Genomic DNA, 14,567 nt, shown 5'->3' on the forward strand with positions numbered 1-14,567 from the left:
GCGGCGGCGGGCGGCGGGGGCGGGGGAGCGGCCGGGGGCGGGGCGCGCGGACGCGGACGGCGCCGAGAGGGCGGTAGTGGCGGTCATGGCGAATCGGTCCTCTCGGTTCTCTCGGTCCTCGGCTCGGTCATCCGTGTACGCGGCTCGGTCCTCGGTGTACGCGGCTCGGTCATTGGCGTCTTTGGCTCAGTCATCGGCGTCCTCGGTTCAGTCATCGGCCGACAGCAGTCCGGCACGCCTGCGCATCAGCAGCGTTGTCACGGCCATCGCGATCGCGAACAGCACGAGTGAGAGCACACAGGCGGCTCCGGTGTTGAAGTTCTGGAAGCCGAGCGAATAGACGAGCTGCGGCACGGTGAGCGTGGAATGGTCGGGATAGCCGGGCTGGATGACCGTGCCGGGCCCGAGGCTGACCCCGGAGGCGAGCTTTCCGGCGACCAGCGCCTGGGTGTAGTACTGCATGGTCTGGACGACACCCGTCACGACCGCGAACATCACGATCGGGGTGATCGACGGCCAGGTCACATAGCGGAACTTGTGGAACGCCCCGGCGCCGTCCAGGTCCGCCGCCTCGTACTGCTCCTTGGGGACGTCCAGGAGGGCCGCCATGAAGATGACCATGAGATCCCCGATGCCCCACAGGGAGAGCAGTACGAGGGACGGCTTGGCCCAGGCCGGGTCGTTGAACCAGTTCGGGGCGTGGATCCCGATGCTGCCGAGAATGTCGTTCACCGGGCCGGTTCCGGGATTGAGCAGAAAGACGAAGGCGACGGTGGCCGCCACCGGAGGGGCGAGATACGGCAGATAGAAGGCGGTGCGGAAGAATCCCACCCCGGACTTCACCTTGGTGACCAGCAGTCCGATGCCCAGGCCGAAGACGACCCGCAGCGCCACCATGACCACGACCAGCCAGAGGGTGTTCCACAGCGCAGGTCCGAACAGCGGCATCTGCTCGAGCACATAACGCCAGTTGCGCAGCCCCACAAAGGTCGGGGCCTTGATCTGGTTGTAGTGCATAAAGGAGAAGTAGACGGTGGCGATCAGCGGATAGCCGAAGAAGACGGTGAAGCCGACCAGCCAGGGGGAGAGAAAACCGAGGGTGCGCAGCCGCTCGCGCCGTGCCTTACGGCGCAGGGCGGGGGCGTTCGTCGAGGTGGCCATGGAGCACTCCGTCAGTTCTGTGCCTGGAGATTGTCGGCGTCTATCTCGTCATCGAGTTCTCGTAGCCCCGCGTCCAGATCGTGCTCCTTGCCCGCCTCGACGCCGTAGGAGAAGTCCTGCAGCGAGACGACGTACTGACCACCGTTGATCGAGGGCGGCAGGGCGGTGCTGTAGCGGTTCTGCGCGATATCGAGGAAGGCCCGGAAGGTGGGATCCGTATCCAGTTTCGGGGAGGTGAGCGCCGCCTTGGTGGACGGCACATTGTGAATGGCGTTGGCGAAGGAGACCACCTGATCGGTGTTGGTGGTCAGGAACTTCACCAGCTCCCATGCGGCGTTCTGATGGGTGCTGCTGTGCGCGATGCCGATGACCGTGCCGGTGAGATAGCCCCGGCCATAGGTCTCGGGCCGGTCGTCGGGCACGGGCAGCGGCGCGGTGTCCCATGCGAACTTCGCGCCCTTCATAAAGAGCCCGCGCCATTCGCCGTCCATGTGCATCGCGAGCTTTCCGGTGCGAAAGGCGTTCTGGGACGACATCTCATCGCCGAAGGAGGTGCGGAACGTCTCCAGCGGGCCATAGCCGCCCTGGCTCCGCATCAGCTCCCCGGTGGTGGCGTAGAAGTCCTTGAGCACCTTGTCCTTCGCCAGCCGCGCCTTGCCGTCCTTGCCGAAGTAGGTGGGGCCCCACTGGGCGAGGAACCGGTCCGGGCTGTTCTGGTAGAGCCGGAAATTGGGCATGAAGCCCACCCGCTCATAGCCGCCGCTCTTGGTGCGCTTGGTCAGCTTGACGGCGTCGCGCTTCAGTTCCGACATGGTGCGGGGCGGCCGCTTGATGCCCGCCTCGGCGAAGGCGTCCTTGTTGTAGTACATACCGTACGCGTCGGCGAGCAGCGGGAGGGCGCACTGTTGGCCCTGATAGCTCGTATAGTCCAGCAGCGTCTTCGGGAAGACCTTGGCCTTGTCCGGCCCGGTCTTCTTCAAGAACGGATCGAGGTCCACCCACATCCCGGAGGAGCAGTACTGCCCCACATTGTTGGTGGTGAAGGAGGAGGCGACATCGGGGGCGTCGTCGCCGCCCGCCCGCAGCGCCTGGTTCAGGGTGGCGTCGGAGACATTCCCGGTGGCCTTCACCTTGATATTGGGGTGGAGCTTCTCGAACCGGGCGATGCTGGCATCGATCGCCTTGACCTCGCCCTCCTCCGACCAGCCGTGCCAGAACTTCAGCGTGACGGGTTTGGTCGGATCGTCCTCGGCGCTGCCGGTACTGGGATTGGCGCAGCCGGTCAGAATGAGCGCGGCGGCGCTCAGCGCCGAGGCGAGCGCGGCCAGTTTTCGTGCCATGGGGAGACTTCCTTTACTGCGGTACGAGGGGGACGGCAGGGGAAGCGGCGGTGCGGGGCGCCGGACAACGGACAAAGGGGAGAACGGATAAAGGGGACAACGGGCAAAGGGGAGAACGGACAGAGAGGAGACGGGTCGGGGGATGGGGGCGGACAGAGGGGAGGGAAAGGGAAAAGGGCCCTGCGGGGTGGTCGAGTTGGGCCCGGTGACTCAGGCGTCGAACCGGGCGGTGTCGAAAACGGTCTGGCGGGCACTGGCGACCGCCGTCCACAGCGCGCCGATGAGAATCGGATCCCCTTCGATCTCACTGATCCGCAACTGCGGGCGGGGCAGCGCGAGGCCGGTCATCTCGGCCTCGACCAGCTGCCGCAGCCGCTCCCCACCGGCCTGTGCGACCTCACCCGAAAGGACGACCAGCTCCGGGTCGACCACGGCGACGACGGAGGCCAGCCCGGTGGCCAGCCGCCGGGCCAGCTCGGTCAGCACCTCGTCACCCGGGCCGGGGGCGCGCAGCGCGGCGGCGAGCGCCTTGGTGGCTGTGGGCGCGTCGATCCCGTGCTCACGGGCGAGCTCCACGACGGCGGGCGAGCCGACCAGCTTCTGGAACCCCCCGCCCCCGTCCGGCCGGGCGGCGGCGTCCGGTCCGCCCCGGGCCAGCGGGGCGCCAGGCAGCGGCATATAGCCGATCTCCCCGGCCCCTCCGGTGGCACCCCGCAGCAGGGTGCCGTGGAGCACGATGGCCGCGCCGACCCCCTCGTCGGCCCAGACCAGCGCGAAGTCGTCGAAGTCCTGGGCGGTGCCGTGGTGCTGTTCGGCGATGGCGGCGAGGTTGACGTCGTTCTCGATGACGATCGGCGTGTTCAGCACCGCGGCCAGGTCGTCCCGCAGGGTGCGGGACTGCCAGCCGGGCAGATGCGGGGCGTAGCGCAGCGTCCCGGTGCGCGGGTCGAGCGCGCCGGGGGTGCCGATCACGGTGGAGTGCAGATCGTCCCGGCCGAGCCCGGCGGCGGCCAGTGCCCCGTCCACCGCCTCGGCGACCAGCTCCCCGGTCCGGTTGGTCACGCTGGCGTCGGTCGCCGGGGCCGTCATCCGGTGTTCACCGACCACCTGGCCGGTGATGTCGGCGATCGCGGCGGTGATGCCCTCCTGGTCCACGGCGAGCGCGACCACATGGGCGGCGGCCGGATCGATCTCGTACAGCTGCGCGTTGGGCCCCGGCCGTCCGGTGACGTTCCCGGTGGTGCGGACCAGGCCGACGGACTCCAGACGGGTCAGCAGCTGGGAGGCGGTGGGCTTGGACAGCCCGGTCAGCTCCCCGAGCCGGGTCCGGGTGAGCGGTCCGTGGGCGGCCAGCAGCTCCAGCGCGGCGCGGTCGTTCATGGCGCGGAGGACGCGGGGGGTCCCGGGTGTGCCGCCCTGCGTATTGCTGCCGGGTGATGCGGCCATGGTGGTGCCCCCGTCTCACTCTGTTAAGAAAGTTTCCTATTGATGAATAGCAAGCTAGGGGGCGGACCGGGGCGGCGTCAATGGGTCATGGGCGGGCTTTCCTTGGCGGGTTCTTGGCGAAGAGATGGATCAACCATGTGCCTGGCATGGACAAGTCACCGTAAGAGTGGCCTCCGGTGGGGTGGCTGTGATCGTCGGCCCCCACTGTCAGGCGACGACTCGAATCGCGAGGGGGCTAGGTGAGATCTATTAATTCCCGGGAGCGCATGACCCGTTCCGGAGAGAACACGACCCATTCCAGAAAGAAGAGGCACGCGACCCGTTCCAGAAAGCACGAGCGCACGACCCGTTCCAGACAACGCACGGCCCTGGGGCTGGCGGCGGCGCTGCCGTTGGTGGCCGGTGCGCTGGCGCTCGGCATACCCACGGCCCAGGCCGACTCCACAGCACACGGCCGTGACGCCCTGAACGGCACCAAGCCCGCCTGGGCGACGGCGCGTTCGGACCGCGGCGCGACCAATGACGGCAGTAAGGTCACCGCGCGGGTCTATCTGGCCGGCCGGGACGCCAAGGGGCTGGCCGACTACGCCAAGGCCGTGTCCGACCCCTCCTCCCCGGACTACGGCAAGCACCTGTCGGCCCGGCAGACCCAGGCACGTTTCGGACCGACACGGCAGCAGAAGGACGCCGTGAGCGCCTGGCTGAAGGGCGCCGGGCTCGCTGTCACCGGCGGCAACCAGCACTATCTGTCCGTCACCGGTGACGTCTCTGCCGCTGAGCGGGCGTTCGGCACCCAGCTGCACAACTACACCAAGGACGGCGAGGTCTACCGGGCGCCGTCGAACGCGGCCACCGTGCCCGCCTCGCTCCACGGCGCCGTGCTGACCGTCGTCGGCCTGGACAACGCGCCCAAGCGGGCCAAGCACGACGAAACCCTCCCGCCCCCCGGACCGGTCTTCAAGAACGCCGGGCCGTTCTCCGCCCATTACGGCTCCCGGACCGACCGGAGCCTGCCCTCGGCCTACGGCGCCAAGCAGCCGTACGCGATCAAGGGGTACACCGGGAAGCAGCTGCGCGCCGCCTACGGCGCCAAGAGCCGCAACACCGGTAAGGGCGTCACCGTGGCCATCACCGACGCCTTCGCCTCGCCCACCATCGCCGCGGACGCCGCCCAGTACGCCAAGCGCAATGGCGACCCGGGCTACCACAAGGGCCAGTTGACGCAGGTGCTGCCGGCCGACTACCGGTACACCGAGGAGTGCGACGCGAGCGGCTGGTACGGCGAGGAGACCCTTGACGTCGAGGCGGTGCACGCGGTGGCGCCCGCGGCCGACATCGTCTACGTCGGCGGAGCCTCCTGCACCGACGACGATCTGCTCGACTCGCTCGCCAAGGTCGTCGACAACCGGCTGGCCGACATCGTCTCCAACTCCTGGGGCGATGTGGAGGCCAACGAGACGCCGGACGTGGCCGCCGCCTACGACCAGGTCTTCCAGCAGGGCGCGGTCGAGGGCATCGGCTTCTACTTCTCCTCCGGTGACAACGGCGACAATGTGGCGGCCACCGGCACCAAGCAGGTCGACACCCCGGCCAACTCGGCGTGGGTGACGGCGGTCGGCGGCACCTCCCTGGCCGTCGGCAAGGGTGAGAAGTACCAGTGGGAGACCGGCTGGGGCACCACCAAGGCCAACCTCTCGGCCGACGGCACCAACTGGGACGCGCTGCCCGGTGAGTACACCTCCGGCGCCGGAGGCGGCACCAGCAAGACCGTCGCCCAGCCCTTCTACCAGCGTGGCGTGGTCCCGGACGCGCTCGCCCTGGCAGGCGGCGGCACGGCCAAGCAGCGGGTGACCCCGGACATCGCGGCCGTGGCCGACCCCAACACCGGCTTCCTGGTGGGGCAGACGCAGACCTTCCCGGACGGCTCCCTCCAGTACGGCGAGTACCGCATCGGCGGCACCTCGCTGGCCGCGCCCGTGATCGCCGGTGTCCAGGCGCTCGCCCAGCAGGCGCGCGGCGGCCAGCCGATCGGCTTTGCCAACCCGTCGCTGTACGACCGGTACGGCACCGCCTCGTACCACGATGTGACCGACCACCCGCTGGGCGCCGGTGTCTCGCTGGGCGTGGTCCGGGTCGACTACGTCAACAGCCATGACGACGCCGACGGGCTGGTGACCTCGCTGCGCAGCCTGGGCCGGGACAGCTCGCTCCACGCGGTCGTGGGCTATGACGACGTGACCGGTGTGGGCACGCCCGCGGCTGGCTACCTCACCTCGTTCGGCGCCCACCACCGCCGCTGAGCGGCCGGGGCTGAGCTCCTTACGGTTTGCACGGGGCTCCCGTTCCGGTCCCGGGACGGGAGCCCCGTCATGTCCGCCGCGCTCACTTCGTCGTGGGCGGTGGCACCGTCGCGGAGGGGGAGCCGGGAGCGATCGGGCTGGCCGCCATCGCCTGCGGCGACTCCGGGTTGGCCAGCGCCGACGGCGCCGCCGTGGTCTCGCTCGGGTCGATGGCCTCGGTCTGGAGCTCCGGGTCCAGGGGGCGGCCGACGAGCTGGATGCCCGCCTCGTTCAGCGCCTTCTTGATCCGCCAGCGCAGCTCCCGCTCGACGCCGACCGCCTTGCCGGGCATGGTCCGCGCCGACACCCGGACGATCATCGAGTCCAGATAGACCGCGTCGAGGCCCAGGACCTCGATCGGCTCCCACAGCCGCTCGTTCCACGGCTCCTCCTTGGCCATGTCCACACCGACCTGCGTGATCACGGCCCGGACCTGGTCCAGATCCTCCTCGGCCCGGACCTGGACATCGAGCGCGGCCGTCGCCCAGCCCTGGCTGAGGTTGCCGATCCGCTTGACCTCGCCGTTGCGCACGTACCAGATCTCGCCGTTGTCCCCGCGCAGCTTGGTGACGCGCAAGCCGACCTCGATCACCTCGCCGGAGGCCACCCCAGCGTCGACCGTGTCGCCGACCCCGTACTGGTCCTCGAGGATCATGAAGACACCGGAGAGGAAGTCGGTGACCAGATTGCGGGCGCCGAAACCGATCGCCACCCCCGCGACCCCGGCGCTGGCGAGCAGCGGCGCCAGATTGATCTCCAGCGCGGAGAGGATCATCAGCCCCGCGGTGCCCATGATCAGGAACGAGGCCACGGAGCGCAGCACCGAGCCGATCGCCGCGGACCGCTGCCGCCGCCGCTCGACGTTGACCAGCAGCCCGCCGAGCGCGGTGCCGTCGACGGCCTGGGCCGTGCGGTTCATGCGCTCTATCAGCTTGGTGATCGCCCGCCGGACGACGGACCGGAGCACGAAGGCGATGACCAGGATCAGGGCTATGCGCAGCCCGATGCCGAGCCAGGTGGACCAGTTCTCCTCCACCCAGCCCGCGGCGTTCGTGGCGCTCCTCTGCGCATCGTCGAGAGTCTTGGGACGAGGCGTCGAGTCAGCGGCCAGCGCAGCGGACCAGAACACAGCAGAAACCCTTCGTATACGACATGCCCGCACGGAGCGCCCCCGCGCGCAACCTCTCACACAGTAGCCGGGCGCGAGACGCGCCGTTCCTGTGTTCGAGAGCGCGCGAGCGCGGTCAGGGGGCGCGTATGAGCGGGTCCGGAGGCGGCAATTCCACCTTCTGCCCCGGCCGGGGCGGTGCGGTGGCACCGGGTCGGAGCCGGGCCGTGATTCTTGCCACTTCGCGGTGGTCTCCCCGCTCCCCGCACACCTCGTGCGCAAGGGCGCAGGAAGGCATGCAGGGCGGTGGTCAAGCGGCCGGTGTCCAGGGCGCGTACGGAGGGTATACGTGCGGTACGTGGAAATGCCTCTCAACCGTTAACCCGGTGATAGTGGCGTTCCGGCCAGGGTTCAGGGGAAACTGGGGGAGATCGTCCCGGCGCGAGCCACGCGCCGCCGGCGTACAAGGAGGCCCCCGTGCCGCATGTCCTGGTCCTCAACGCGTCGTACGAGCCCCTCGGCGTCGTACCGCTCCGCCGCGCGCTCGTACTCGTCCTCAATGACAAGGCCGTCAGCCTCGAGGACTCAGGCGCCCTGATGCACAGCGCGACCCGCGCGATCCCCGCACCCAGCGTCGTCCGGCTGAAGCGCTTTGTGCGGGTGCCCTTTCGCGGCCCCGTCCCGCTCACCCGCCGCGCCCTGTTCGCCCGCGACGGCGGCAGGTGCGCCTACTGCGGTGGCGTCGCAACCAGCGTCGATCACGTCATCCCGCGCAGCCGCGGCGGGCAGCACACCTGGGAGAACGTGGTCGCCGCGTGCCGTCGCTGCAATCACGTCAAGGCGGACCGCCATGTCGCCGAGATCGGCTGGCGGCTGCGCCACCAACCCGCGCCGCCGTCGGGGCTCGCGTGGCGGATCATCGGCACGGGCCATAGGGACCCGCGCTGGATGCCATACTTGCAGGCATACGGCGCGGAAGACGCCATGGCCCGGATCGACGGCAAATCTGCCTGAGACCGGGCTAGCTTATTTTTTTGGCTGGGTTCGCCTCCGGGGCGCTTCGGCCTCCCTCAGCCACCGCTGGAAGGCGCCGTCGGAACCTACTCGTCCTTGGTCGCGTAGGCGGCGACCGACCAGAGGGAGTAGCCGAAGCGGGTGGCGCGCTTGACGCCCTGGACGCGGATGAACCGCGTGTCCGGGGCGTCCATGCCGATCGACTCCCGGCCGCCCTTCCCATGGGCCACCGTCGCCGCGTTCCGCCAGGTGCGGCCGTCCGCGGAGACCTGGACGCGGTAGCGGGACGCGTACGCGTCCTGCCAGTTCAGCTCCAGGCGGCCGATCCGGGCCGGGTGGGCCAGCTCCAGCTGGAGCCAGGCGCCGTCCTCGGGCCGGGAGGACCAGCGGGTGTCCGCCTTACCGTCGATCGCGGCGGACGCCGGGAACTCGGCGGTCTCCTCGCCGGACGAGGTCGCCTTCGTGCCCTCCGCACGGGCCAGGTCCGGGCCGCTGGGACGTGGAAGCGCCCTTACGGTCAGCGTGCGCTCCTCGGACCCGAAGCGGACCGGGAGCGAGTAGCTGCCCGGCTTGGTGCCCTTGGCCACCGAAATCTCCAGCCGGGCGGTCGCCGTACCGCCGCGCGGGGCCGTCACCCCGGCGGGGGCGCGGACGGTGATGCCGGGCGGCGCGTCCACCGCAAGGTCGCCGTTCACATCGCCGGGTCGGTGGGAGACCAGCTGGGCCTCGACCACGGCGGTGTCCCCGCCTATCTGTGCGTCCGCCGCCTGATGGGACAGCGTGAGCCCGGCGTCCGGGGTGTCGCCGAACCAGGGCGTGATCTCGTGCACGGCAGGCGGGGTGGTGCCCTCCGGCCAGCTGAGCCGGATCCCGTCCGCCGACAGGTCCTCGTCCCCCTCCGCCGCCCTGACCTGGGTGAAGCCGCTGCCCGAAAGCGCGCCGATGCGGCGCCAGCCCTCGCCGGGGACATGCGCCTCGACGGTGCCGGGCGCGGCGTCCTGGACCCGGGCGGTGAGCGCGGAGACCGAGGAGAGCGGACGGCTGCGGCCGAAGCGCACGGTGACCGGGCGGCCGGGCGAGGACACCTCGGTGGCCGCCTTGCCGTCGGCCGCCGCGCGGTCCTCCTCGCCGGTCCGCAGCCCCAGCTTCGGGGTCCGGTCCACGCCCGACCAGGCGTCCGCCCGGACCAGGGCCTTGGCGAGGAAGGGGTCGAGAACGCCCTTGCCGACCGTGACCCGGCTGTCCCCGATCCTCTCCCGCAGCGCCTCCACCGCGAGCTGCTCCTTCCAGGCCGCCGCCCCGTCGCCGCGCGCCTGGGCGGTGAGCATGTCCACGGCCCGCACCCCGGCGTCGCCGTACCGGCTCAGCTGGTCCAGCCAGGGCCGCACATCGTCGCCCAGCGTGCGGGAAAGCCGCTCGGGGGCGTCACGCATCGTCGCGAAGGCCTCACGCAGCCGGCCGGACGCGCGCTCAAGCCGCTCCACGTCCGTACCGCCCAGGGCCGTCCAGAACGCGTCGATGAGTGGGCGCAGATACGCGGACTCATCGCCGCCGAGCACCGAGGAGGCGTCGTTTCCGGCGAGGGCGCGCAGGGCGGCGCGGGTCTTGGCGTCGGGCCCGGCGAGGTCGTCGATGGCCGCGTGCCAGGACTCCTGGGGGCGGTAGCCGCGCGGGTTCCAGGCGAAGTCGGCGGCGGTGAACAGCGGGATCCGGGAGGCGGTCGGCTGCTCCATGGCGTTGGCCAGCAGCGCCGCGGACCGGGTGGCCACCGCCGGGTCGCGGCCGGTGTACGGGCCGAGGAAGATCCGGTCCTGCGCCCAGTCGTTGACCGGGTAGTTGTCCATGGTGACCAGGCGGTGGCCGAACGCCGACCGGGCACCGGCCAGCTCACCGCCGGTGATGGTCCTGGGCACCACCCCCACACCGGTCCAGGCGACCTCCACACGCTGGTCGAGCGCCCCGGCCAGCGCGCGGCGGAACTCGGTGTCGCCGTCCTGGTAGTACTCGGTGGGCATCAGGGACAGCGGGGCCGAGCCGGGGTAGCGGTCGGCCAGGTGGCGGGCGAGGGCGCCCGCCACCTTGGCCTGCGCGGTGGCGGCGGCCTCCGGCCCCGAGCCGAACTCATCGGCGTCGGCGTCGCAGTGCCACTCGCTGTAGCTGACGTCCTGGAACTGGAGCTGGAAGGAGCGCACCCCGAGCGCCCACATGGCGTCGACCTTTCGCAGCAGCGCCCTGAGGTCCTTGGCGGACGAGAAGCACATCTCCTGGCCGGGGGAGACCGCCCAGCCGAGGGTCACATGGTTGGCCCGGGCGCGGGTGGCCAGCTCGCGGAACTCCTCGCGCCGCTCGGCGGGGTAGGGGTCGCGCCAGCGGGCCTGCCGGTAGGTGTCGTCGCCGGGCGCGTAGAGATAGCGGTTCTGCTTGGTGCGGCCCATGAAGTCGAGCTGGGCCAGCCGGTCGCGGTGCGACCACGGGGAGCCGTAGAACCCCTCAGTCGTTCCCCTTACGGCCGTCGCGGGCCAGTCGCGGACGGTCACCCCGGTGAAGGCGGAGCCCCGGCCCTCCCGCTTCACCAGCAGCTGGCGCAGGGTCTGGACGGCGTTGAAGAGACCGTCCGGGCCGACACCGGACAGCGCGGCCGTGGGGTGCCCGTCCACCGGGCCCGTGGCCAGGAGATAGCCGCCCGAGGGGAGGTCGCCGCGCTCGGGCGCGCGCAGGGCGCGCAGCGCGTTCGTCGCGCCCTTACCGCCGGCGTGCACCACCAGCCCGCGGGCCGGGGCCCGGCCGCCGGGCGTGGCCTCGTTGACGGTGCGCACCCCCGCGTCGTGCAGCAGGCCGCGCAGCGCGTCCAGGGCGTACGGATCGGCGTCGCCGTCGGCTATGAGCGTGGCCTCGTCCCCCAGGGCCACCTCCGGCCCCCGCGCCCGCAGCGACTGGGGGCGCGGCCATACCGGCGGTGTGCCCTCGCTGCCGTCGCGCTCCGGTGTGGCGGCGCCCGGGGCGCCGTGGTCCACTGGTAATGCGGTGGCCGCCGGGGCACCGCCGAGCAGGCCCCCGACGACCGCGGCGGCCATGGCCGTCGCGCCCGCCGTCCTCGGCCTCTTCCCCCCGAACTGCACGGGCCTCTCCTCGATCCAGATAGCCGGTCCCCGTAGATATGGCGCCGATAGGCGTGAGCCCACCATCAGGCCGGTGAGGGTGTCAACGCAGAAGGCCGAAGTGTCGGCATTGCCGCGTGCGCCGCGCCGAGGGCGCCTGGCGCAGGGCTCGTGCGGCCCGTGCCGGGCGCGGCACGCCCGGCGCAAGTCTGACGGATGAAGGGCGGTCCTGTTCGTAAACTCTGTGCCCCCGAACCCTTCACGCCGTGAAATCGCCGTCCAGAGGGGATGTGACCTACAGCACGTACGGGGTGAGTTTACGTCTGCGTCCGTCCGGAGTGGGTAGGGCTCGGGATGACCCACTGCCGACAACCCCACGGAGGTCCGTGTGGCCGCGTCAGCTCAACTCCTGCTTTCGGCCCTGTCCAAACCCGGCCCCGAGGCGTCCAGCGAACCGGACCCCTTCGCCGGGGTCTCCGACCCCGACTGCGGACTGTGCGGCCTGGACGGCTTCGGGTCCGGAAGCGCCACCGAGGCGCCCCTCACCAGTGAGCCTCCCCTCTCCGACACCATCCCCCTGACCAGCGAGCCGCCGCTCGCCACCGAACCTCCCCTGACGAGTGAGCCGACCGCCGTTCTGACCGGCGCGGGCGCGGGCTGCGAGCCGATGGAGTACTGATGGGCAGAGCGCGGCTCGCCGAGCTGCACGGTGTCTCCACCTCCTACGAGCCCGCCCCGGGCCGCACCGTCCAGGTGCCCGAGGACACGGTCGTCGCCGTGCTCGCCGCGCTCGGCGTGGACGCCTCGACCCCCCGATCCGTACGCGAAGCGCTGGACCGGCACGACGGCCGGCGGCGCGACCGGCTGCTGCCCCCCTGTGTGGTGGTGCGCCCCGGCAAGGCGCCCCGTCTGAGCCTGCCCGAGGGCACGGCGCTGCGGGTGCGCCCCGAGGACGGTGCACCGCATGCGCGGGGGCGGGCGGGCGGCCGGGGCTTAGCGGCCGCCCGGGACTTATGGGGCGAAGGCCCCTCCACGAGGGGCGCCCGCGAAGACGGCGCCCTTACGGCGGACACCCACGCGAAGGGCGCCCTTACGGCAGGCGCCTACGCGAAAGGCGCCCTTGCCAGTGGCGCCCCGACGAAGAGCCCTCTCACAGCCGCGATCCTTGCGGATGGCGTCCTTACGGAGGACGCCACCGCCGATGGCCTCCTTACCGCGCTCGCCGCGCTGCCGCCCGGCGCCCACACCCTGCTCGCCGAGGCCCCCGACGGCCGCCGCGCCACCGCCCCCCTCATCGTGGCCCCCGACCGGATGCCGCTGTACCCGGCCCGCAGCCACGGCTTCCTGGTGCAGCTCTACTCGCTGCTCTCCGCACGCTCCTGGGGCATGGGCGACCTCGGCGACCTGGCCGAGCTGGCCGCCTGGTCGGGGCGGGCGCTCGGCGCGGGCTTCGTCCAGATCAACCCGCTGCACGCCGCCGTGCCAGGCACCCCGGCCGCGCCCACCGACCCCTCGCCGTACCGCCCCTCCTCGCGGCGCTTCCCCGATCCGGTCCATCTGCGCATCGAGGACGTGCCCGAATACGCCCAGCTGCGCGGCCCCGCCAGGGAGCGGGCCGATCGGCTGCTGGAGGCCGCCGCCGCCCTCCGTACGGCCGTCCTGCGCGAGGGCGCCCTCATCGACCGCGACGCCGTCTGGGCCCTCAAGCGCGAGGCGCTGGAGCTGGTGCGGACGGTCCCGCTCAGCCCCGGCCGCCGCGCCGCCTACTGTGACTTCCTCGCCGAGCGCGGTCAGGCCCTGGAGGACCACGCCCTGTGGTGCGCGCTCGCCGAGACCCACGGCCCCGAATGGCGCGCCTGGCCCGCTGGACTGGCCGATCCGCGCTCGGCGGGCACCGCCCGCGCGCGGGCCGAGCACCTGGACCGCACCGACTTCCACTGCTGGCTGGCCTGGCTCACCGACACCCAGCTGGCCGCCGCCCAGCGCGCGGCGCGCGAGGCGGGCATGGGCATCGGCCTCGTACACGATCTGGCGGTCGGGGTCCATCCCTCGGGCGCCGACGCCTGGGCGCTCCAGGACGTCTTCGCCTCCGGCATGTCCATCGGCGCGCCCCCGGACGCCTTCAACTCACGGGGCCAGGACTGGGGCCTCCCGCCGTGGCGCCCGGACGCCCTCGCGGCCACCGGCTACGCCCCCTACCGCGATCTGCTGAGCGGTCTCCTGCGGCACGCGGGCGCGCTCCGCATCGACCATGTGATGGGCCTCTTCCGGCTGTGGTGGGTGCCGGAGGGGCGGGAGCCGACCGAGGGCTGCTACGTCCGCTACGACGCGGAGGCGATGCTCGGCGCGCTCGCCCTGGAGGCGCACCGGGCCGGGGCGGTCGTCATAGGGGAGGACCTGGGGACGGTCGAGCCCGGTGTGCGGGAGGAGCTGGAGCGGCGGGGGGTGCTGGGCACCTCGGTGATGTGGTTCGAGCGGAACTACAACCGGGCGGGCGCCGCGCGGCCACTGTCCCCGGCGGAGTGGCGGGCGGACTGCCTGGCCACCGTGACGACCCATGACCTGCCGAGCACGGCCGCCCGGCTCACCGGCGACCACGTCGAGCTCCGCCACCGGCTCGGCCTGCTGAGCCGCCCGCTCGAGGAGGAGCGCGCCGCGGACGCGGTCGAGGTCGCCGAGTGGCTGGGGCTGCTGGGACGGCTCGGGCTGCTGCCGGAGGGGCCGGGCGACGAGGAGGCGGCGGTCAAGGCGGTCCACCGCTTCCTGCTGCGCACCCCGGCGAGGATGGTGGGGGTCTGGCTGCCGGACGCGGTGGGGGACCGCAGACCGCAGAATCTGCCGGGCACCTGGGATCAGTATCCCAACTGGCGGCTGCCGATCGCCGACGCCGAGGGGCGCCCGATGTCCCTGGAGGAGCTGGTCGCCTCGCCCCGGCTGCGCGCGCTGATGGAGGAAGTGGCCCGGCTCGCGCGTGGTCCCTCCGGGGACCCCGGACACCCGCCGGGGCGGGGTTGAGGACACCCCGGGCACGCGGCGCCGTGGGGCGTCGGATAACTTGAGT

Annotated in this window: 9 protein-coding genes; 4 read left to right on the top strand and 5 right to left on the bottom strand. The window is 71.8% G+C overall.

Annotated elements, in window-relative coordinates; genetic code table 11:
• Window positions 1-207: 207 nt before the first annotated feature.
• The 3 genes from VT50_RS19440 to VT50_RS19450 form a co-directional block, all read right to left on the bottom strand.
• Entirely contained in the window at window positions 208-1,161 is a 954-nt protein-coding gene (locus VT50_RS19440; protein ID WP_046088904.1) for a carbohydrate ABC transporter permease, read from the bottom strand.
• 11 nt (window positions 1,162-1,172) lie between these two features.
• Window positions 1,173-2,501 carry an extracellular solute-binding protein gene (locus VT50_RS19445; protein ID WP_046088905.1) on the bottom strand — a complete coding sequence of 443 codons (1,329 nt, stop codon included), beginning with the start codon at window positions 2,499-2,501 and terminating at the stop codon, window positions 1,173-1,175.
• Between the two features lie 210 nt (window positions 2,502-2,711).
• Complete coding sequence (locus VT50_RS19450) at window positions 2,712-3,947, bottom strand: ROK family transcriptional regulator (RefSeq protein WP_078840892.1); 1,236 nt, start codon at window positions 3,945-3,947, stop codon at window positions 2,712-2,714.
• Window positions 3,948-4,213: 266 nt separating this feature from the next.
• On the opposite strand from VT50_RS19450, the gene VT50_RS19455 reads away from it, so the two are divergent.
• On the top strand, window positions 4,214-6,247 hold the full coding sequence (locus VT50_RS19455) for a S53 family peptidase (RefSeq protein ID WP_240529222.1): 2,034 nt from the start codon (window positions 4,214-4,216) through the stop codon (window positions 6,245-6,247).
• Window positions 6,248-6,329: 82 nt separating this feature from the next.
• On the opposite strand, the gene VT50_RS19460 is transcribed toward VT50_RS19455, so the two are convergent.
• Entirely contained in the window at window positions 6,330-7,415 is a 1,086-nt protein-coding gene (locus tag VT50_RS19460; protein WP_046088907.1) for a mechanosensitive ion channel family protein, read from the bottom strand.
• A 456-nt stretch (window positions 7,416-7,871) separates the two neighbouring features.
• Here VT50_RS19460 and VT50_RS19465 point away from each other — a divergent pair, with 456 nt between their 5' ends.
• The gene (locus VT50_RS19465; protein WP_046088908.1) at window positions 7,872-8,408 is read left to right on the top strand and encodes an HNH endonuclease; all 537 of its coding nucleotides are present in this window, start codon (window positions 7,872-7,874) and stop codon (window positions 8,406-8,408) included.
• A gap of 86 nt (window positions 8,409-8,494) precedes the next feature.
• Here VT50_RS19465 and VT50_RS19470 read toward each other — a convergent pair whose 3' ends face one another.
• The gene (locus VT50_RS19470; protein ID WP_046088909.1) at window positions 8,495-11,482 is read right to left on the bottom strand and encodes a glycoside hydrolase family 84 protein; all 2,988 of its coding nucleotides are present in this window, start codon (window positions 11,480-11,482) and stop codon (window positions 8,495-8,497) included.
• Window positions 11,483-11,894: 412 nt separating this feature from the next.
• Here VT50_RS19470 and VT50_RS19475 point away from each other — a divergent pair, with 412 nt between their 5' ends.
• Window positions 11,895-12,185, top strand: coding sequence for a hypothetical protein (locus VT50_RS19475; RefSeq protein ID WP_046088910.1), 291 nt, complete (start codon window positions 11,895-11,897; stop codon window positions 12,183-12,185).
• A complete protein-coding gene (gene malQ / locus VT50_RS19480; RefSeq protein ID WP_046088911.1) occupies window positions 12,185-14,521 on the top strand; it encodes a 4-alpha-glucanotransferase in 2,337 nt (778 codons plus the stop codon). Before VT50_RS19475 ends, malQ begins: the two co-directional genes overlap by 1 nt.
• Window positions 14,522-14,567: the final 46 nt, after the last annotated feature.

Source organism: Streptomyces antioxidans (assembly GCF_000968685.2).
Classification (GTDB): Bacteria; Actinomycetota; Actinomycetes; order Streptomycetales; family Streptomycetaceae; genus Streptomyces; species Streptomyces antioxidans.